Source organism: Mycoplasmatota bacterium (assembly GCA_018394295.1).
Classification (GTDB): domain Bacteria; phylum Bacillota_I; class Bacilli_A; order Haloplasmatales; family Haloplasmataceae; genus JAENYC01.
The window spans coordinates 988860-1009816 of record CP074573.1 but is presented as its reverse complement, the minus strand read 5'-3'; the positions used below and the strand labels follow the sequence as shown (position 1 = coordinate 1009816).

Here is a 20957-nt window from a genome sequence, read left to right as displayed (position 1 = left end):
TTACTCTCCTAATGCTTCTTTCTGTGATTTTATAAGTTCTTTAATTCCTTTTTTTGCTAGTTTTATCATTTCCATTAACTGTTCTTCACTGAAAGTGTGTTCTTCACCCGTTCCTTGTATTTCAACAAATTGTCCACTTTCAGTCATCACTATATTCATATCAACTTCTGCTTTAGAATCTTCTTCATATTCTAAATCTAATCTAACTTCCCCTTCACAAATTCCTACGGATAAAGCAGCAAGGTATTCTTTAATAGGATCTTCAGTAATAACTTTTGCTTCAAGCAGTTTATTGATTGCCATTTTCATGGCGATAAAACCACCGGTAATTGAGGCTGTTCTTGTTCCCCCATCTGCTTGGATAACATCACAATCAATTGTGATAGATCGTTCACCTAATTTGTGTAAATCAACAATACTTCTTAAGGTTCTTCCAACGAGTCGTTGAATTTCCATCGTTCTACCGGTTAGTTTCCCTCTAGCTGACTCTCTCACATTTCTCACATTCGTCGCTCTAGGAAGCATTGAATATTCAGCAGTTACCCACCCTTTATTTTCACCTCGTAAAAATGGAGGGATTTTTTCATCTATTGTCGCTGTACAAATAACCTTTGTGTTTCCCAAACTTACAAGTACCGACCCTTCAGCATGCATGTTCACATTTAAATCAAATGTCACTGCTCTTTTTTCATCACTTTGTCTATTATTGTTACGCATATTTATCATCCTTACTTAAATATTTCTCCTAAATTATACCATTGTTTAAATAAATAATCTAGTTAAATTCTATTTCATAAAAGTTAACATTTTTAATATCAACCGAATAATCCTTTTCTATTATATTATTATCAAAACAAGTTAAATAATATTGATAATATGATAAATTTTCTTGAAAAATTGTCGTATTTGCGATTTTCTCCAAATTATTTGCTTCAATAAAAGTGATTAAAGGAATATTAAATGTCCTAGTCAATAATACTTTCACATTTTCATGTTGTGTTAATTCATTCCTTACATCAAATATAGTCGTTGGTACTAAATAATAACTATTATTAACATTAGTTAAATAATAGATATTATATTGTATTGAATTATTTATGTTTGCTGTATTTAAGAACACATTTAAAATAAAATCTTCTTTTATAAATGTCTCTTTATATAATTTTGTAAAATTTACTTCCTCATTATCACAAACTAACCTTATTTCATTAATTCCTGGGATTGAGGTAAACGTATAGGTTAATATCTTAAGTATTTCTTCTTCAAATTCTCTATTATAATTTAAAAATTCTTTAGATACATTTAAGGTTAATAACTCATCATTTAATTGATAACTCATTAATCTTGATGATTTAGGGATTAATGTTTTAATCCCTATCGGTAAATAGTTACTATAATTGGTTAGTAATGAAAACCTCATATAAATTTGTTTATCTAATGTGTTAGTAATTATTGAATCATAGAAGTTAATTTTGAATGTATCCTTCTCTTTTGCGATGATATTTAAAGGAAATATCATATCATTTAAATCAGAAACATAGATCAAATAATCCTCTACATCTTGATAGGTATTCTCTAACTTAACTTCTTCTTTTAAATACACGGGGAGTTTTAAACCACTTCTTTTAGAATCAATAATTAATGCACATAACAATAAAATAAGACAAAATAAAAAAAACTTAAAATAAAATTTATTAAACATATTTATCACCTAATCAAAAATAAGTACACTTCATATAAAGTGTACTTACTATTTAGATATTTAATGCCTGAATTTTAATATTTCTTAAGTCTTTAAATAAAAACTTGATTTTATCGATGTATTTCTTTTGATAATCTGTTAGATAAATCATGTTTCTACCACATGTTAAACATAAATCATTTTGTATGAATTGATTGATAAGAGAATACCCAGAACAAATAATCGGAATTTGATTATTAAAGAAATTGGAAATTTCTTTTTCAATTAGATTAAAATGCGTACATCCTAAAATCAATGCATCAATATTTTTCGTTTTAAAAACATGAAAATGATTCTTTATAAAATCTTCAATACCTGTTTTATCATTTTCTTCACATAACTTTACAAGCTCACTTGCTGGTAAAGTTATCGTTTCAACCGGATACTTCTCTTTAATTAAATCTGAATAGATGTTACTTTTGACAACATGATTTGTGGCTACTATTCCAACATTACATAAATGATTAATACCATTTAAATCATCAATGGTATCTTCAATGATAGATACAACACAATCCTTATATTTATATTTTAAATATTTATGATAAATATAAGAAGCAGTATTACAAGCTAATACTACTTTTTGATATCGATGATTAAGAAAATAAAAAATAATTCGATCAAGAATATTGATTAATTCTATATCATCTTTTGTTCCATATGGAAAAAACTTATTATCAGCCAAGTAAGTAACGCAAGTTATATGACGAATAAACTGATTAAAAATAGGCAAACCACCAATGCCAGAATCTATAATCGCAATTCGTTCTTTCAAATACTCACCTACTTTCAACTTTTATTTAGAATGATGCTCTTTCATCGCACTTTTAAAATCAAAATCTAAACTATTAAAAGCAATGTCATAAAACTTATTGAATATTAATTTTGTTACGCGTGCATCATCATAAGCATCATGAAGTTGTTCTCCACAATCAATTTGATAAATTTTCGCTGTGTTAAATAACCCTAATTCATTATTAAAATTATAATACTTCTTAAGTACATATTGCATGTTTATAAAGTCATTATCAAAAAATATTGGAGATACTTTATTAATAGTATATGATTTCTCTAACGCAAACTTGTCATTATTTCCCCAAACAACAACACATGGTTTATAACGTAAGAGAATTATTTTAATCGTATCATAAAAAGATTGATAATTAATGCCGTTATAAATTTTATTTTCATCTATATTTAAAAATTTAATCGTTCTATTTGATACAATATTAATTAAAGTTGGTTTGATAAACTGATTATATGTCCATACCTCTTGATCATTCTTATCAACTAAAATAGCTCCAATTTGAATAATCTCTTCACTTTCATATTTTGACCTTTGAAGTGTCATTTCTAAATCAAGAAATAAACGATAGTCATATTGATTTAATTTATCCAAAATATTTTGTCTAGATATCTTTTGATCAAAATAAGAAAATTTACGATGATATCTATTTCCAAGAATTTTTTCAAATGCGATTACCCGAGAAACCAATCTTCTTTTCATTTTAAATTTCTTTTCATCACAAGAAAAGACAACAAAAACACCTCGATATAAATATTTTCTAAAATCTCTCACAAATCGAGGTTGTAAGTAAAAAAATTCTAATTTATTTTTAATTTGTATACTAATTAATTTATAGTCCTTTGATACTTTATGTATTTGTCCTTTTATTTCCCGGTTCATAGTAATCACCTTTCTGTTATATACAAATTATATTGTAACATTAGTTTAGAAATAAATTCAAGTGTGAACATGAAAAAACCACCTAATTTAGGTGGTTACAATTTAATCTCATCCATTTTAATCAATTCCACTATTGCCTGTGTACGACTTGTAACAGATAACTTTTGTATAACATTTGATATGTGATTCCGTACTGTTTTTTCACTAATGAAAAGCTCACTAGCAATCATTTTAGTCGTCTTATTCTGGATAAGTAATTCGAATATTTCTCTTTCACGTTTAGTGAGAAATTGTTGCTTATTCCCCTCCATAAGTTTACCTCCTTACATGAAGGTTTACATTCTCACTTTATCATATGAAATTCAGTCTTATTTGTGAGTGATAATTATCATGTGTTTTTTAAGATATTATTATTTTTTCTATGATATTTTTGGGGATTCCAATTTCTAACAATTCATCTTCCGTTGCTTCTTTTATTTTCTTTATTGAACCAAAATGGTTTAATAATAATTTTTTTCGTTTCGGTCCGATTCCATCTATATCATCTAAGAATGATTTTGTCATTTTTTTACTTCTTAAACTTCTATGAAAAGTAATCGCAAAACGATGAACTTCTTCTTGAATATTCATTAGAAGTTGAAATGTTTTAGTATGTTTATTAAGTGGAATTATTTCTAAAGTATCCCCATCTAATAAATCACTTGTTTTATGTTTATCATCCTTAATTAAACCAATAATTTTAATCGGTAGATGTAATTCATCTAATACCTCTTTACAAACATTGACTTGACCTTTTCCCCCATCTATAATAATTAAATCAGGTTTTGGTAAATCATCTTTTAAAACACGAAAATATCGTCTATAAATAACTTCTCTCATGTATCCGTAATCATCACCATTTTGCGCATATTTGATTTTATATTTACGGTAATCCTTTTTACTAGGCTTCCCATCAATATAGCATACCATGGCTGAAATAGCTTCTGTACCTGATATATGAGAATTATCAAATGCTTCGATTCGTGATATTTTTTCTAAATTTAATATTTGGCTTAAGTTTTTTAACGCCCCAGTTGTCTTTTCTTCATTCTGAAGTAACAACTTCAATTTATTCTCTAATGTAACCAAAGCATTTTGACTGGCTAATTGAACTAATTTATGTTTATCACCTTTTTTAGGAACATGGATTTTCACTTTAAGATATTCTTCTAATAAGACATCATCTATTGTGTCAGGAATGTAAATTTCTTTTGGTTTTAGATTATTCCCATTTTTATAAAACCCAATAATAAAACGTAAACATTCTTCATGAGGTTCATCATAATAAGGTGTAACAAAGGCATCACGCTCAATAATTTTACCATTTCTAACATAAAATACTTGAACACTTAAATAACCATTTTTATAATAATAACCAAAAATATCCCGGTCAATAAAATCTTTCATCACGATTTTTTGTTTTTCAACGGTTTTATGAAGATAATCAATTAACTCCTTATATTCTTTTGCTTTTTCAAATTGTAGATTATCAGCATATTCCATCATTTTAACTGTCAATTCTTCAATAATCTCTTGTGCATTTCCTTTTAATATTTTAGTAATTTCACTTCGATATTGATCATATATCGATAAATTATAGGTTTTTTCACAGGGTCCTAAACATTGCTTGATATGATAATATATGCATAATTTCTTCGCTAGGGGATGACATTTTCTTAAAGGATATAATTTATCTAATAAATTTTTTGTTTCTTTTGCGGCTGTCACATTAGGATAAGGACCAAAAAAATCACCTTTATTTTCTTTAACATTTCTCGTTATAATTAATCGTGGATGTTTTTCCTTTGTGAATTGAATATAAGGATAGGTCTTATCATCTTTCAACATGATATTATATTTAGGATCGTATTGTTTTATTAAATTAATTTCTAATATTAAAGCTTCAATTTCACTATTTGTTAAAATATATTCAAAATCAACAATCTCATTAACTAACCTGGTTGTTTTCCCATTATGGCTACCAGTAAAATAGGAACGTAGCCGATTACGTAGTTTTTTAGCTTTTCCAACATATATAACCGTATTATTCTTATCTTTCATTAAATAACAACCGGGTTCAAAAGGAACCAAATTTAATTTATTCATAATAAGCTCATTCATTGTATCACCTGATTATATTATACCATTTTTTTAAGGATTTGTAATTGCGAATAATACGTCCTTTAAACTAAAGAAGCTTACACAGTAAGCTAAGATCTCCCAATTTTAGAGGCTAAACACTTAAAAATTAAGTTCAACGATATAAAATAACTAAAATCATACATGAAATATGTATATTTTTTCTTTGTATAATGATAAAATATTATTATTAATTAATAAAACAGTATTAAAATAGTATAATCTTCCTTGAACTATTACAAAAGGTTTTCTAGAATAAGAATTTTTTATAAAGTAGATGAACAATTATATAATTTTTTGGTTTACATTACTTTAAAAGTTATTTTAAGATAAATAATAAAATGGGGGATTACTACATGAAGAAATTATTGAAAATTATTTTTTTGGTTTTTTTCAGTATATTTAGTTTTTTTATTATATTACATGTTTTAATTACATTAACATTTTCTTCTGGAATTAAGGAGTTAAATTCTGAAACAGTTAACAAGATTCCTGATGAAAAATTAGTTGATAAACTATACTCTTATGTTGTTGAACTTACAGGAAATAGTAGAGGTCATGATGAAGAAGAAATTTTAAATCAAATTAATAGACCTACAAAATGTGTTTATATGGTAGAGTTAATGAATTATGAAGTTGAAAATGGTGGGTTTGGACAATATTTTTATAATTCTAGTGGTTATTTTGCCTTTGAGGTATTGGATTGTTTAAAAGAGATTGGTGCTTTAGAAGGTTATAATATAACAAAAGAGGCAATAGACTTCGTTAATAAAGATAATCTTAATAAGGATGACTATAAAGAGAAACAAATAAGTAGACAGTTGTTTCAATACCCTAATAATGAAAATGATCAAAAATTTGATGAGTTATCAAATAAATATTATAATTATGTAGAAGAAATCAGAAAATTATTAGTCAAATATGTAAGAGAAAATATACATTTATTCGATTAAATATTATTAAGCTTATTAAATGAGTCCGAAAAATAACATAGAAATTATATTAATTGTAAACAAAAAACCGATATTTTCAAATAATATCGGTTTTTTATACGATTTAGAGCAATTTTAAAATATTTGTCCCTAAAAATGGAAGTCACCTATAGTGAACTTTAATAATTATTTTTTGCGATTGTTTAAGAATATAATTCCAGCACCAATTGCGACAACTAAGACAATACCAGTAATCAGATATGGCATATAATTAACATCAGTTACTACATCTTCAATAGGGTCATCTGCAAATACACCTTCAGCAATGGTTGCTTGGGTTTGGGCTGTTTTTTGAACACCAAATTGTTCGAAGGTATAAGTAACCTTATAATTTTTTCCTTGCTCGATATCATTTTGCATAATAATATTAAAGGTTTTATCCGATGTCTTTAACGAATCAAAGGTAATCCGATCTATTGGTATAATATTACCATCTTGGTCTTCGATTTGAAAACTAGTGATATCTGGCCCGGTTTCACCATAAGATATTTCTTGATTTAAGGTTACTTTCAAAGCCTTAGTAGACCTAAACTCAGCCTGTGTAAATTCTAATTTAAAAGCTTCTGCTTTAAAAGCATCAAAGTCTTCATATAAAGTTTTATTACCATATATAACAAAGATAAACTTAAATCCAGAACCCTTAACATCCGTTACATTGATTAATCTGTTACCACTTTTTTGATAAGTATGACCAAATTCATCTGTTTCATCAGCCTCTAATTCATTTACCCAATTATCATCTTTAGTGTCCCAAGATTTATCTTTTCTAGCAATAAAACCAATTTGATCATCAGCATCATTTGCGATATTAATAACACCAACTTTAAATAGATTAGGTTCTATCCCACCTGATAGACCTAAATTATAATCATAGATAATGTCATCTGATTTTGCCCCTGTTCCAGTTCCCCAGGTCCAAAAATCATCCCAGCCTTCATTACCTCCTGGATTATAATAAACAACTACTACATTTCCAAATCCTGGTTTACCAAAATAAGTTGCTTTTAATGGATCTTGATAATAGACATCAGCAGCACCTTGCATCACATAAACATGCATGGTATTTGAGGTACCTCTAAGGTCCGATACATTGACAAATTTATTGTCAATATCATTGTCCTTATTAGCGTCTACTCCATCTTTATTCCATGTATCTTTTTCTTTTAAGATAACGCCAATTTGATCGTTTGCACCACTACAGATGTTAATTTCGAATACACCACCAAATGCATCAGTACTTGAAGGTGCTATTGTCTTACTACCACCTGTTGCATCATAATCCCAAGTATATAATTCATAATTATCATAATCATCATTATACCGATGATAATGAACAACTAGCTTTGCAGTACATGACTCTTGTGCTTTTACTTCATTTAAAGTTGAAAAACTAATGAATATGGAAAATAATACAAGTAAAGAAAAAATTTTTCTCATTTTTCTTTCCCCCTTACGTATAAATTTAGTTAAGAAATATGGAATAAATATCCATTTATAATTTTTCCTAATTATTTACATTTATACATAATTTTCCAGTAAATGATAAAATATTCTAATTATAAGGCAAAAGAAAAAGAGGTTAGTCCCTCTTTATTCTTTTTCATTAATTTTTTGAATGAGTTGGTCAATTTTATTACCATAATCAGTTGATTCATCATAAGTAAATATTAATTCAGGAATTTTACGCATTTGAACTTTTGATCCAAGGGTTGTTCTAATAAACCCTTTTGCTTTTTCAAGCCTTTTACCAACAGCAATTCTTTTCTCTTGATTCCCTAAAACAGAATAATAGATTTTCGCAAATGATAAATCATTAGTTAAATCAACACCTGTAATGGTAATAAAGCCAACATCTTCTTTTACATCATTTAGAAAGATACGTGATAACTCTCTTTCAATTTGTTTTTCTAATTTTTGAATTTTTATGTTTGCCATAAGATTACCTCGATAGTGATTATTTTACTTCTGTTTCTTCCATGATATAGCACTCAATGACATCATTTAGTTTAATATCATTATAATTTTCAATCGTAAGTCCACATTCATAACCTTGATTAACTTCTTTCACATCATCTTTGAAACGTTTTAAAGTTGATAATTTACCTTCGTAAATAACAACACCATTACGAATTAAACGAACACCACTATTTCTTTTAATTTGACCATTTGTAACCATACAACCTGCAATCGTACCTACTTTAGACACTTTAAAGGTTTCTCTAACCTCAGCATTACCGGTTACTTTTTCTACAAAGACAGGATCTAATAATCCTTTCATTGCTTTTTCAATTTCTTCTATAACATTATAGATAATATTATATAAACGAATTTCAACATTTTCTTCTTTTGCTAGTTCACGTGTTTTTCCTGTTGGTCGAACGTTAAATCCAATAATGATTGCACCTGATGCAGTTGCTAAACTAACATCAGTTTCAGTAATGGCACCAACCCCTTGACGGATGATATTAATCTTAACACCTTCAACATCTAATTTAAGAAGTGATGCTGATAAAGCTTCCAAACTACCTTGGACATCTGCTTTGATAACCAGATTTAATTCTTTTAATTCCCCTTCTTGAATTTGGGCAAATATATCATCTAAAGAAACTGGTTTTGTACCTATTAACTCTGCATCTTTTGATTTTTTAGTACGAGCTTCTGATATTTTTCGAGCTTCTTTTTCATCACTGAAGACCATAAAATTGTCTCCAGCTTTTGGAACTTCATTTAATCCAATAATCTCAACTGGTGTTGATGGTGAAGCTTCAGTTAATGGTTGATTTAAATCATCATTCATTGCACGAATCTTACCAAAAGTATTACCAACAACTAATGAGTCTTGAGTACGTAGGGTCCCATTTTGAACAAGTAATGTCGCTACAGGTCCTCTACCTTTATCTAGTTTGGCTTCAATAACTGTTCCTGATGCTAAACGTTTTGGATTCGCTTTTAAATCAGCCATTTCAGCGACTAAATTAATCATTTCTAATAACTCATCAATCCCATCACCCTTTAAAGCTGAGATTTGACAATAAATCGTTTCTCCTCCCCAAGCCTCAGGAAGTAAATCGAATTCTGATAATTGTTGCATAACTTTTTCAGGATTTGCATTTGGTTTATCTATCTTATTTACCGCTACAATTATCGGACATTTAGCTGCACGGGCATGTTCGATTGCCTCACGTGTTTGTGGTTTAACTCCATCATCAGCAGCTACAACTAAAATTGTTATATCTGTTACTTGAGCACCACGTGCTCTCATTTCAGTAAACGCTGCATGTCCTGGTGTATCAATAAATGATATTGTTTTTCCATTTTGTTCAATTTGGTAAGCACCAATATGCTGTGTAATTCCACCTGCTTCAGTATTTACCACACGACTATGACGAATTGCATCAAGTAAAGTCGTTTTCCCATGGTCAACATGTCCCATGATTGTAACAACAGGAGGTCTACCTTCTAGGTCTTTTTCATCATCTTCAAAAACAATTTTTTCAAATTCAGTTGCATCAGTAACAATCTCATCTTTTAATTCATATCCAGCTTCATTTGCTAATAATTCAACGGTATCACGATCTAATTTTTGGTTGACTGTCGCCATAACACCTAGCATCATTAAATCCTTTATAATTACAGATGCATTTTTGTTTAATTGCTCAGCAACAATCCCGACAGTAATATTACTATTATAAAATATTACGTTTTTATTTTCTTCTTCATGAACAACAGGAATATTAGAAATTCTATCTTCCTTATTTGTTTTAGTTTTATGTTGATTTGATCCTTTTTTCTTTTTACTTCTTACATTATCTTTTTGAAATTCTGATTCCCAATATTCATTTTCAGTGTCTTTCAAATTACTTTTAATTTCCTTAGCAAAATGTTTTTGTAAAAATGAAATTCCCTCATCTGTCAATACTGACATATGATTTTTAATTTCAAATCCTTTATTAATTAAAGCATTAATAACATCTTTATTGTGTAAATTATATTTCTTTGAAAATTCATGTATACGCAATAAAATCACCTCTATTTTGTTATTTTTGTTAGCAACCCCTTACTAAAACCTTTATCACATATTCCAATAGCAACTCGATTACTTTTTCCTATCGCATGGGAAAGATCATTAACCGTTCCATATTCAACAGATGAGACATCATAATAAGCACATTTATCTTTATATTTCTTTTTCGTGTTTGCTGAAGCATCCTTCGCAATCACGACTAAATATACCTGGTTTTTTCTAATATGATTTATAATATTATCTTCTCCAGTAATAACTTTACCCGCTCTATGGGCTAAACCTACATAATTATACCAATCATCCATAATTAATCACCTTTATTTAATAATGAGTATAATTCTTCATAAATATGCTCAGGAACATCAATATCTAGATGTTTATTTAATATTTTTGATTTTTTCGCCTTATCAATTACTTTTTTATTGAGTTGAATATAAGCTCCGCGTCCATTTATCTTTCCGGTTGAATCAACAAAAATCTCATTTTCCTTGTTTTTAACAATTCTTATTAATTCTTTCTTAGGAAATTGTTCTTTCGTAACAACACATTTACGCATCGGTATTTTTCTTTGTTTCATCTAGATCACCTCTAATATTGATAATCAAGTGTGAATTAATATTCAATATTTAAACGTTTTGCATCTCTTTCAGATTTTATATCAATTTTCCATCCTGTTAATTGATGAGCAAGTCTTGCATTTTGCCCTCTTTTACCAATTGCTAGTGATAATTGATCATCTGGTACAATAACTTGTGATTGTTTATTTTTTTCATCAATAATAATTACTGAAATGACTTTTGCAGGAGATAAAGCATTTGTGATTAGTACCTTTGGGTCGCTACTATAAAGTGCTAAATCGATTTTTTCTCCTTTTACTTCATTTATAACACTATTGATTCTTGATTGAGCGGAACCAATACAAGCACCTATTGGATCCACATTTTCATCTTTTGAATGCACAAGAACTTTAGAACGATCACCAGCATCTCTAGCGACTGCTTTTATTTCAACGATACCGTCAAATATTTCTGGTACTTCTAATTCAAACAAACGTTTAATTAAAAGTGGACTTGTTCGAGATAAAAAGATAATTGGTCCCTTAGTTGTTTTCTCAATTTTACTAATGATGACTTTAATTCTTGCATTAGGTACAAACTCTTCATTAGGTAATAATTCTTTTATGGGTAGAATCCCATCAACACGATCTAAATTAATATAAATATTTTTATCATCTCGTCGATTCATTAAACCAGTAATTAAATCTAGTTCTCTATCCTTAAATCGATTATAGACAATTTCTCTTTCTGCTTCAATAACAGCTTGCTGAACACGTTGTTTTGCAGATTGAATCGCAATTCTACCAAAATTTTTAGGGGTTACTTCAATTTCAACAATATCGCCTATTTTTTTATTTTTATTTGTAGCTATAGCGTCTTCTAAAGATATTTCGTTTGATGAATTTGTTACTTCTTCTACTACTGTTTTAACTGCATATACAACTATTTTATTTGTTTTTTCTTTTATATCAATACGTACCTCAGCTGTATCTTTTCCATAACTTTTACGATAAGCTGAGATAATCCCTTGTTCGAAAGCTTCTAGAATTGTTTCTTTAGGAATATCTTTTTCTCTCTCAATTTCTTCTAGTGCTTCAAAAAATTTTTTGCTAATCACTTTTTTTTAGCCCTCCTTAAAATTTTATCGCAAGACGTATCTTAGAAATTTTTTCATATTGAATTTCAATAGTTTTGACAACTGTTTTATCTTTATATCTAAGTGTCAAAACATCATTATCAAATGCGATTAAATCTCCATTGTATTCTTTTGAATTAAGAATAGGCGCGTATAATTTTACATTAACATATTTATTAATAGCGTTTTTAACGTCTTCTTTTGTTTTCAAAGGCCTTTCAGCACCTGGAGATGAAATTTCTAACATATATTCTTGTTTTATTGGATCTTCTACATCCAACACCTGACTGATTCTCTCACTTATAATGGCACATTCATCAATATCAATCCCATTAACAGAATCAACAAGGTATCGTAAAACATAATTTCTTCCCTCTTTCACATATTCAACGTCAACAAAAGAGTATCCCATTTCTTCAATAATTGGTTTCCCTATTTCAGCACATGCATCTAACACAATTGACACTTTTTTAACACCTCGAATTCTAAAGATAAAAGAGTGGGACTGCCCACTCTTTTTCGGTCTTTTTGCATTTATAATTTTACCATATATGAGAAAATTATTCAATATAAAAGTAATTATTTTCTGAAATTATACATTACAATAGCAGCAGCGATTCCTACGTTTAAAGATTCACTTTTACCATTCATCTCGATATATATGTTTTTATGAGCCAGTTGAAGTAAAGTTTCTGAAACCCCATTTCCTTCATTACCCATAATAAATGCCATATTTTGACTTCTTTTAATTTGACTTAAATCCTCACCTTCAAGAGAGGTTCCATAGACTATAACATCATTCTCTTTCAAGTACGAAAGATAACTAACTAAATCTCTTTTTATCATAGGAACACGAAAAATAGCCCCTTGAGTCGCTCTGACTACTTTAGGATTATAAACATCAACTGTTCGTTGATTCATAACAATCCCGTCAAAATTAAACGCATCACAAGTACGTATAATTGTCCCTAAATTACCTGGGTCTTGTATATTATCTAACAATAAAAGTCTGTTTAAAGAATTAAAAGTTTGATTTTCTTGTTGTTTACAAACAGCGATAATCCCTTGAGGTGTTTTTGTATCACAAATTTTATTCATTATTTCATCAGTTACATAATAATGAGGATAACGGTTATATTGATCATATTTTTTATCAGATATGATAACCTCTTTCACAACATTCGCCATATCTGCTTCTTTTACTAAATGTTCACCTTCAACAATAAATAATCTCTCTTTATCTCTCTCTTTTTTACTATTCATTAACTTCGTATAATATTTTACTCTTTCATTCTTACTAGAAGTAAGTAACATATTCTATCACCTTTTATTTTAATATTTCTGAATATTTTGCCTCTATATAGCCTTTAATTACTGGACATGTTGGAACAATAAGCTTATTTCTTTCTTTAGATAATTCAACAAACCGTTCAATCAATAAGCTAGAATAACCCTTTTCTCTTTCCTCAGGAATAACATAAATATAAGTGCCAACTAAACAATCTTCTTTTTCTTCATATAAAATATAACCAACTTTCGAATCATCAACGATTAAATTAATATCATTTTCAGTAATTTCAAACACATTATCATCTCATTTCTAAATAGGTTTTATATTATTTACATAAAAACCCATTAACTACACTTATTATAACACAATCATTCTAAATTAACTAAAAATCGAGTATAGAAAATAAACAAGGAAAAATGAGTGATAATAAAATCACTCATTTATTCCATATATTCATTAATAATAATTTCTTTCATCAAATTTTGAGGTACAAAAATAATTTGAGCAGGTTTAATTAACTTCGCAATAGCATCACCAGTAACAATTAAATCATATATATTATGATTACATGCAATTTTTTCTACTAAATCTTGATGGAAGAGTTCCCATATTTTTTTTTCATAATTGTATATTATTCTTAACTTTATCATTTCTACCACCTCTTAATAAAATGATATCACTTTGAATGATACAATTATGTCATATTATGTTTTAAATCAATTATTTATATAGTAAAAATTAACCTAATGAAATAAATGGGTCTGGGTAAATTTCACCATCAACTAAATCTGCACAAACATTATTAATTATAGAAGACTTCATAGCAACTAACATCATACAAAACAGTAAGATCATTATTAATTTTTTCATTATTTTCCTCCTCAATTATATTATTTTTTCTTTTTTAATTAAATTATAAAGATTTTTATATTCATTTATTGATCTTTCTAAATCACCAATACCCTCATATAAATTAGCTAATTCTTTTCTAGAACGAATAATCATTGCAATATTATTAATGTTAGTAAAATATGGAATGAACGTCATATTATACATTTGAACTGTTTTATTTATGTCATGATTAAATAATTTATATTGAAAATATTTTAAATATATAGATCTATTTTCTTTTTCCATATGAGAGTTATTTATAACTTTATAATATTTTCGTGCTTGTTCAATTTTATTATTTAAAATATGTAAATCAATTAATTCAACATATAACTCAAACACAAAATCTGAATCTTTATTGTGATTTCTAATTAACTCTAAAAAAATATCCTCACTCTTATCATATTCTTTATTTTTTTTGAAAACTAACGCTAAGTTAAATTTTATATTTTTATTAAGTACACCAAAATTTGAATTACTCGTAATCTTCAAACATTCTTCATAAATCATAATTGCTCTTTCAGGAAAATACTTGCTTAATTTAATCCCAATTAATAATTTACATTGAATAGAACGGTAGACATTATAACTTCTAAGAAATAATCCATCTGCTTCTTCAGCATAGTTAATACATTGATAATCATTATTAAGTTTACCCAAGACCCAAGCATATCTATACAAGATACTTGGTTTTGTGATATTCATAGTATCTTGCAATTTCATAGATAAACTTAAATATTTTTCTGCCTTTATAATTTCATTTATTAAAATATAATATATACCTATGTTCTCTAAGTACAATAACAACTCTTCATTTTCAAAATGAATTTGTTGTGCATGAAGTTTTTGAATAATAGTTTCTAACTCATTAATTTTATTATGATTAATATAATAGACGAATTCATATAATTCTAAAAATATATCTGGTAGTTTTTTTATTTTTTCATATTCTTCTTCAATTAACTTATTATTTTTATATTCTATTGCTGTCAAAAAATTATTAATGATTTCTTTATTATGTTTATTCCCTTCATGCGTTAAGTTCTCTGGTATAGGTCTATTCAATTTTTTAAATATTTTACTGATATACCAATTAGAAGGAATGATTTTATTACTTTCAATACGGCTATAGTAAGACACAGAACAAATATCTTTGCATACAGATTCTTGTTTTAATCCTTGTGCCATTCTTTCCTTTCTAATACATGCTCCAATTGTTGTGTTATTCTCCTGATTATTGATTTTATTGATTCGATACAACACTGCCTTTTCAGAAACTCTTATGTTCATGAACAATTTCACCCTACTTCATTTTACCAAATATATAGCTATAACTATAAATCTTTTCATTTGCGCAAATAATAATTATTTAACAAATTATATTTAAGTATAAAAATGATATACATAGTCTACATTTTGTCTAAAAAATTAAGCATTTAAAGTAAAAAAAGTTCACAATTTGTGAACTTTTATCATAAAAATTAATTTATTTGCGCAAAATCGCCTCAAAACTACCTTCTAAATGTTTAACAATTCTATTATAAGCCGCATTTACTTCTTCATCAGTTAATGTTTTTTCAACATTCTCAAATAATAACGAGAAAGCCACAGATTTTTTATCTTCCTCTACATGTTCACCTTGATAAACATCAAATACTTCAACTGATTTCAAAATACTTTTACCTTTACTTCGAATTGCATCTAGTAATACTTGAACATTTATCTCTTCATTAACCACAATTGCGATATCACGTGTTACTGTAGGGTATTTAGATATAGAAGAAAACTTAACCTCTTCTGTTTTTGTTTCAAATATTGGCTCTAAATTAATCTCAAATACATAAGTTTCATTAATATCGTAATCCTTTTGTGTATTTGGATGAATTTGCCCAATAATTCCAATCACATCATTTTTTAATAAAATACTAGCTGATCGCATTGGATGGAATTCTTTTCCTGGATTAGTTTCTTGTATAAATGAAATATTATTTAAAATATTTAATTTGTCGAATACTTTTTCCAAAATTCCTTTCACATAGAAAAAGTCAACGATTTCTTTTTGTTTTTGCCATTTTGTTTCTGATACAACACCAGTACAAGCACCACTTAATAAATAAGTTTCTTGTGGTTTTTCTTGATTATAATCATATTTCTTCCCTAACTCAAATATTAACATATCATCAATATTTCTTGCATGATTATAACTAATAACTTCTACTAAACTATGAATTAACCCTGTTCTCATCATAGAACGTTCTTCACTCATTGGCATTGCTAATTTAATTGGTTGAATATTCTTACTTAAATAATTAAAACAAGAGATATATTTTTCATTAGTTAAAGAGTAGGTCATGACCTCATTTAAGCCACTCGCTAATAATGTATGTTTGATCATTCTTTTCATAGTTTGATTATCTGTTAAAGCTCCAAATGTGTCAGTTTTAGGTAATGTTTTATTCAGATGATGATATCCATGAATTCGAATAATTTCTTCAATTAAATCTTCTCGGATACTTATATCTGGTCTTCTAGTTGGAACTGTTACAACAAATGAACCATCTAAAACAACAAAATCAAATTTTACACGTCTTAATACATCTACTACATCATTTTTTGATAAATCAATTCCTAATACACGATTTATTTTATCTAAAGTAATTTTAATTAATCTTTCATTTTCAACTAAATTTGATGCTACAGATAATTTATCATCAATTTTACCATTAGCGATTTCAACAATTAACTGACATGCTCTATTTAATGCGTAAAGTGTTCTATTAGGATCAACTTGTTTTTCATATCTTATACTTGCTTCACTACGTAATCCTAATCGAGTGTATGTCTTTCTTATTGTTAAAGGCTTGAAGACAGCACTTTCCAATAAAATATCAGTTGTATCATTATCAATTTCAGTGTTTTGACCACCCATCACTCCACCAAGAGCTATTGGTCTTTTTCCATCAGTAATTACTAAGTCACTTGTCATTAATTCTCTCTTGATATCATCTAAGGTTGTAATTGATTCATTATTTTTCGCATTTCTAACCAATATTTCATTACTATTTAGTTTCTTAAAATCAAAAGCATGTAATGGTTGTCCTAATTCTAACATCACATAATTTGTCACATCAACCACATTATTTATTGGTCTAACTCCACAAGCGATTAAAGAAGATTGTAACCATTTAGGTGATTTTTTTATCTGAATATTTTTTATTTTTTTCGCATAATACAATGAACAGTCTTGTGAATCAATTTTTACTTTAAAATGAGGATCTTTAGAGAATGGAACTTTTTCACCAACCGGTTTTTTAATTTCTTTATCTAAAATTGCTGCGACTTCATAGGCAATCCCTAACATAGATAAACAGTCTGAACGATTAGGTGTTAAACCTAATTCTAATATTGTATCATCAAATCCTAAGTAATTAATCGCATCTATTCCAACAACAGCAGCATCATCTAAAACCATAATCCCATTTTGATATTCTTGAGGAACAAGTTTATTTTCAATTCCTAATTCTTTTAATGAGCAAATCATTCCATTTGACTCAACACCACGTAATTTTGCTTTTTTTATTTTCATTCCATTAGGAAGTGTTGCCCCAACTTTAGAAACAATTACTTTTTGACCTTTATCAACATTTGGTGCACCACACACAATTTGCGTCACTTGATCGCCTAAATTAACACTACAAACACTTAATTTATCAGCTTGAGGATGTTTAATTTTTTCTAAAACTTCACCTACAACACAATTTGTTGCGCTAGATAATGTATATACTTTTTCAACTTCAATCCCAGATAGAGTTATTTTTTCAGCTAGTTCTTCTGGGCTTATATCACTTATGTCAACATAATTTTTTAACCATTTTAATGATAATAACATGTTTGCCTCCTTATTATTTTAGCTTAAATTGACGATTAAAACGTAAATCATTTGTGTAAAATTGTCTAATATCATCAATTCCATATTTTAAAATCGCAATTCTTTCTGGGCCCATTCCAAAGGCAAAACCTTGATATTTCTCTGGGTCAAAACCTCCCATTTTTAAAACATTAGGATGAACCATACCAGCTCCTAAAATTTCTATATAACCACTATGTTTACACATCGGACATCCTTTACCACCACATTTTGCACAAGTCACATCAACTTCTACACTTGGTTCTGTGAATGGAAAAAAAGATGGACGGAAACGAATTTCACGATCTTCACCAAACATTTTCTTCACAAAAAATTCTAATGTTCCTTTTAAATCAGACATGGTAATATCTTCATCAATCACTAATCCTTCAATTTGAACAAATTGATGAGAATGTGTCGCATCATCATCATCACGACGATATACTTTACCAGGACAAATAATTTTTACTGGTCCTTTACCATTATATTTTAACATCGTTCTAGCTTGTACAGGTGATGTATGTGTTCTTAATAATAATTCTTCAGTAATATAAAATGAATCTTGCATATCTCTTGCTGGATGACCTTTTGGTAAATTCAACATTTCAAAATTATAGTAATCATGTTCTACTTCAGGTCCTTCAGCAACAGAATATCCCATTCCAATAAATATATCTTCAATCTCTTCAATAATTTGGTTGGTTATATGCGTGTTTCCAATGTTTTGTTTACGAGCAGGTAGTGTTACATCTATAAATTCTTCTTTCATCTTCTTCTCAATCATGATAGCTTCTAAATGTTTTGTCTTTTCATTAATTGCTTCTATAATTTTTGCTTTAGTTTCATTAGAAACTTGTCCAAATTCTCTTCTCATTTCAGGTTCTAAATCTTTCATAGATTTCATTGCTTCCTGAATAGGACCTTTTTTACCAAGATATTTTATTCTAATATTATTGATTTGTTTTACATCTTGGCAATTATCAACTTCTTTTAAAGCTTCTATACCAATAGTTTTTAATTTCTCTAACATTGTATCACCTTTCTTTTATAAAATATAAAAACGCCCTTAAAATATAAGGACGTCTGCAAACGTGGTACCACCCTAATTGTGAACAAAGTTCACCACTCGATAATGATAACGGATTTCCCGGATGCGATTAACATCATTCAAAAGGCGAATTCATTAGTCTAAATTATAAGTATACTTTCAATCTAGGGTATACTCTTCCTGAATAATCAGCATCTAATTACTAATCCTTTATCAATATTTTGTCTATTCGTTACTATTATACTGTATTCTTTTTACAAAATCAATATCTAACAACTACCACATTGAATATCTTGACAGACATGTTCTTGTGAGCATGTATATTGAGGGATATAATGATGGCGATAAATCTTATGATTTACAATATGCGTATGATTTCGACAAATGTGTGGTACATCACAATAGCAACAGCGATGAATTACCCTACAACGAGGCATTGGTTCTGGTTGAGGACAACATCCCATTGGACGATTTTGAAAATACACTAACGTCACCCCCTACTGATATACGAGTCACTACTATACTATGATACTGATTTAAACTTCCTTATAACAAATGCCCCATTATTAATATTTATTTAAATTCTTTCTTATAATCCTATGATTAGGATTTATGGTATCAAGTAATTGATAAAAATTCTTAGAATGATTATGATGAATAAAATGACATAGTTCATGATTAATCACATAATCAATTGTCTCAATATTGTATTTAATAATGTAACTATTTAAATTGATTTTATTTTTAGTATAGTAACAAGTTCCATATCTACTTTTCATTTTCCGAATCGATAGTGATGGATAAGGAATTGAAATAATCTCATTAAAATGTTGATGACAGTGTTTCAAACGAAGCGGTAAAATTTTTTTTGCTTCTTCTTTATAAAATAAATCAATGGAATCGTTTAATGAAAACGGGGTATAAAAAATAATCTGATCTTTGTTTATTTCATAAAAGAAATTTTTATTTTCAACCGTCTTAATTTCATAGACTTTTCCTAAATATGGCATTTGATTAGGTAAAAGAGATAGACGTTTCTTATTATGAATCATTTTCACAATTTTATCATGATGTTTTAAGATTAAATAATCAATCTCTTTTTTTGATGTATATTGATTAGTATTCACAACAATATTAAATGATTCGTCAATGCGAATATAAGTATTTTTTATGTTTTTCCGATTAATCACAATTGAATAATTATCTATAATTTCTTTATTTTTATTTTCTTTCATTTTAGACCTCGAATGTATAAAATATATAATAACCTAAAAACTATATTTAGGAGGTTGAAACATATGGATATAAATATTAGACGGGCAGTTTTACAAAACATGAATAAATCAACATTTGATGATGTAAAAGCAACTGTAGACGATGCTATGTCAAGTGGTGAAGAAAAAATGTTGCCAGGATTAGGTGTTTTATTTGAAGTATTATATAAAGCTAGTGATGATACTGGTAAACGAGATATCCTAAATAAACTCGTACAAGGTTTACAATAAT

23 protein-coding genes are annotated in these 20957 nt (G+C 27.9%); 2 read left to right on the top strand and 21 right to left on the bottom strand.

The window, feature by feature from the left end:
- The 6 genes from rph to uvrC all read right to left on the bottom strand — a co-directional run bounded on the left by rph (window position 1) and on the right by uvrC (window position 5588).
- Complete coding sequence (gene rph, locus KHQ81_04535; protein ID QVK18984.1) at window positions 1-717, bottom strand: ribonuclease PH; 717 nt, start codon at window positions 715-717, stop codon at window positions 1-3.
- A 58-nt stretch (window positions 718-775) separates the two neighbouring features.
- Window positions 776-1702 (bottom strand): GerMN domain-containing protein, encoded by a 927-nt coding sequence (locus KHQ81_04530; protein QVK18983.1) that lies wholly within the window; start codon window positions 1700-1702, stop codon window positions 776-778.
- Window positions 1703-1754: 52 nt separating this feature from the next.
- Window positions 1755-2516: an aspartate/glutamate racemase family protein gene (locus KHQ81_04525; protein ID QVK18982.1), complete on the bottom strand. Its 762-nt coding sequence runs from the start codon at window positions 2514-2516 to the stop codon at window positions 1755-1757.
- A 21-nt stretch (window positions 2517-2537) separates the two neighbouring features.
- The gene (locus KHQ81_04520; GenBank protein ID QVK18981.1) at window positions 2538-3428 is read right to left on the bottom strand and encodes a hypothetical protein; all 891 of its coding nucleotides are present in this window, start codon (window positions 3426-3428) and stop codon (window positions 2538-2540) included.
- Window positions 3429-3523: 95 nt separating this feature from the next.
- Entirely contained in the window at window positions 3524-3739 is a 216-nt protein-coding gene (locus tag KHQ81_04515; GenBank protein QVK18980.1) for a response regulator transcription factor, read from the bottom strand.
- Window positions 3740-3827: 88 nt separating this feature from the next.
- Complete coding sequence (uvrC, locus tag KHQ81_04510) at window positions 3828-5588, bottom strand: excinuclease ABC subunit UvrC (GenBank protein ID QVK18979.1); 1761 nt, start codon at window positions 5586-5588, stop codon at window positions 3828-3830.
- 374 nt (window positions 5589-5962) lie between these two features.
- Between uvrC and KHQ81_04505 the strand changes: the two genes are divergently transcribed.
- Window positions 5963-6559, top strand: a complete 597-nt coding sequence (locus tag KHQ81_04505; GenBank protein QVK18978.1) for a DUF4375 domain-containing protein — start codon at window positions 5963-5965, stop codon at window positions 6557-6559.
- A 165-nt stretch (window positions 6560-6724) separates the two neighbouring features.
- Here KHQ81_04505 and KHQ81_04500 read toward each other — a convergent pair whose 3' ends face one another.
- The 15 genes from KHQ81_04500 to KHQ81_04430 all read right to left on the bottom strand — a co-directional run bounded on the left by KHQ81_04500 (window position 6725) and on the right by KHQ81_04430 (window position 20686).
- A complete protein-coding gene (locus KHQ81_04500; protein QVK18977.1) occupies window positions 6725-8035 on the bottom strand; it encodes a hypothetical protein in 1311 nt (436 codons plus the stop codon).
- A 153-nt stretch (window positions 8036-8188) separates the two neighbouring features.
- Window positions 8189-8533 (bottom strand): 30S ribosome-binding factor RbfA, encoded by a 345-nt coding sequence (rbfA, locus tag KHQ81_04495; GenBank protein ID QVK18976.1) that lies wholly within the window; start codon window positions 8531-8533, stop codon window positions 8189-8191.
- A gap of 19 nt (window positions 8534-8552) precedes the next feature.
- Window positions 8553-10625, bottom strand: a complete 2073-nt coding sequence (infB, locus tag KHQ81_04490; GenBank protein QVK18975.1) for a translation initiation factor IF-2 — start codon at window positions 10623-10625, stop codon at window positions 8553-8555.
- A 2-nt stretch (window positions 10626-10627) separates the two neighbouring features.
- The gene (locus KHQ81_04485) at window positions 10628-10927 is read right to left on the bottom strand and encodes a ribosomal L7Ae/L30e/S12e/Gadd45 family protein (protein QVK18974.1); all 300 of its coding nucleotides are present in this window, start codon (window positions 10925-10927) and stop codon (window positions 10628-10630) included.
- A gap of 2 nt (window positions 10928-10929) precedes the next feature.
- Window positions 10930-11199, bottom strand: a complete 270-nt coding sequence (locus KHQ81_04480) for a YlxR family protein (GenBank protein ID QVK18973.1) — start codon at window positions 11197-11199, stop codon at window positions 10930-10932.
- Window positions 11200-11234: 35 nt separating this feature from the next.
- Entirely contained in the window at window positions 11235-12293 is a 1059-nt protein-coding gene (nusA, locus tag KHQ81_04475) for a transcription termination/antitermination protein NusA (GenBank protein QVK19549.1), read from the bottom strand.
- Between the two features lie 19 nt (window positions 12294-12312).
- Window positions 12313-12780: a ribosome maturation factor RimP gene (rimP, locus tag KHQ81_04470; GenBank protein ID QVK18972.1), complete on the bottom strand. Its 468-nt coding sequence runs from the start codon at window positions 12778-12780 to the stop codon at window positions 12313-12315.
- 113 nt (window positions 12781-12893) lie between these two features.
- On the bottom strand, window positions 12894-13628 hold the full coding sequence (locus tag KHQ81_04465; GenBank protein QVK18971.1) for an RNA methyltransferase: 735 nt from the start codon (window positions 13626-13628) through the stop codon (window positions 12894-12896).
- Window positions 13629-13641: 13 nt separating this feature from the next.
- On the bottom strand, window positions 13642-13899 hold the full coding sequence (locus tag KHQ81_04460) for a GNAT family N-acetyltransferase (GenBank protein QVK18970.1): 258 nt from the start codon (window positions 13897-13899) through the stop codon (window positions 13642-13644).
- 146 nt (window positions 13900-14045) lie between these two features.
- Complete coding sequence (locus KHQ81_04455; protein ID QVK18969.1) at window positions 14046-14255, bottom strand: hypothetical protein; 210 nt, start codon at window positions 14253-14255, stop codon at window positions 14046-14048.
- A gap of 235 nt (window positions 14256-14490) precedes the next feature.
- Window positions 14491-15786, bottom strand: a complete 1296-nt coding sequence (locus tag KHQ81_04450; protein QVK18968.1) for a helix-turn-helix transcriptional regulator — start codon at window positions 15784-15786, stop codon at window positions 14491-14493.
- 196 nt (window positions 15787-15982) lie between these two features.
- On the bottom strand, window positions 15983-18385 hold the full coding sequence (pheT, locus tag KHQ81_04445) for a phenylalanine--tRNA ligase subunit beta (GenBank protein ID QVK18967.1): 2403 nt from the start codon (window positions 18383-18385) through the stop codon (window positions 15983-15985).
- A 13-nt stretch (window positions 18386-18398) separates the two neighbouring features.
- The gene (gene pheS, locus KHQ81_04440) at window positions 18399-19433 is read right to left on the bottom strand and encodes a phenylalanine--tRNA ligase subunit alpha (protein QVK18966.1); all 1035 of its coding nucleotides are present in this window, start codon (window positions 19431-19433) and stop codon (window positions 18399-18401) included.
- 287 nt (window positions 19434-19720) lie between these two features.
- On the bottom strand, window positions 19721-19936 hold the full coding sequence (locus KHQ81_04435) for a spore coat protein CotH (GenBank protein QVK18965.1): 216 nt from the start codon (window positions 19934-19936) through the stop codon (window positions 19721-19723).
- Window positions 19937-20017: 81 nt separating this feature from the next.
- Entirely contained in the window at window positions 20018-20686 is a 669-nt protein-coding gene (locus KHQ81_04430) for a M48 family metallopeptidase (protein QVK18964.1), read from the bottom strand.
- Between the two features lie 63 nt (window positions 20687-20749).
- Here KHQ81_04430 and sspI point away from each other — a divergent pair, with 63 nt between their 5' ends.
- Complete coding sequence (gene sspI, locus KHQ81_04425; protein QVK18963.1) at window positions 20750-20956, top strand: small acid-soluble spore protein SspI; 207 nt, start codon at window positions 20750-20752, stop codon at window positions 20954-20956.
- The last annotated feature ends 1 nt before the right edge of the window (window position 20957 follow it).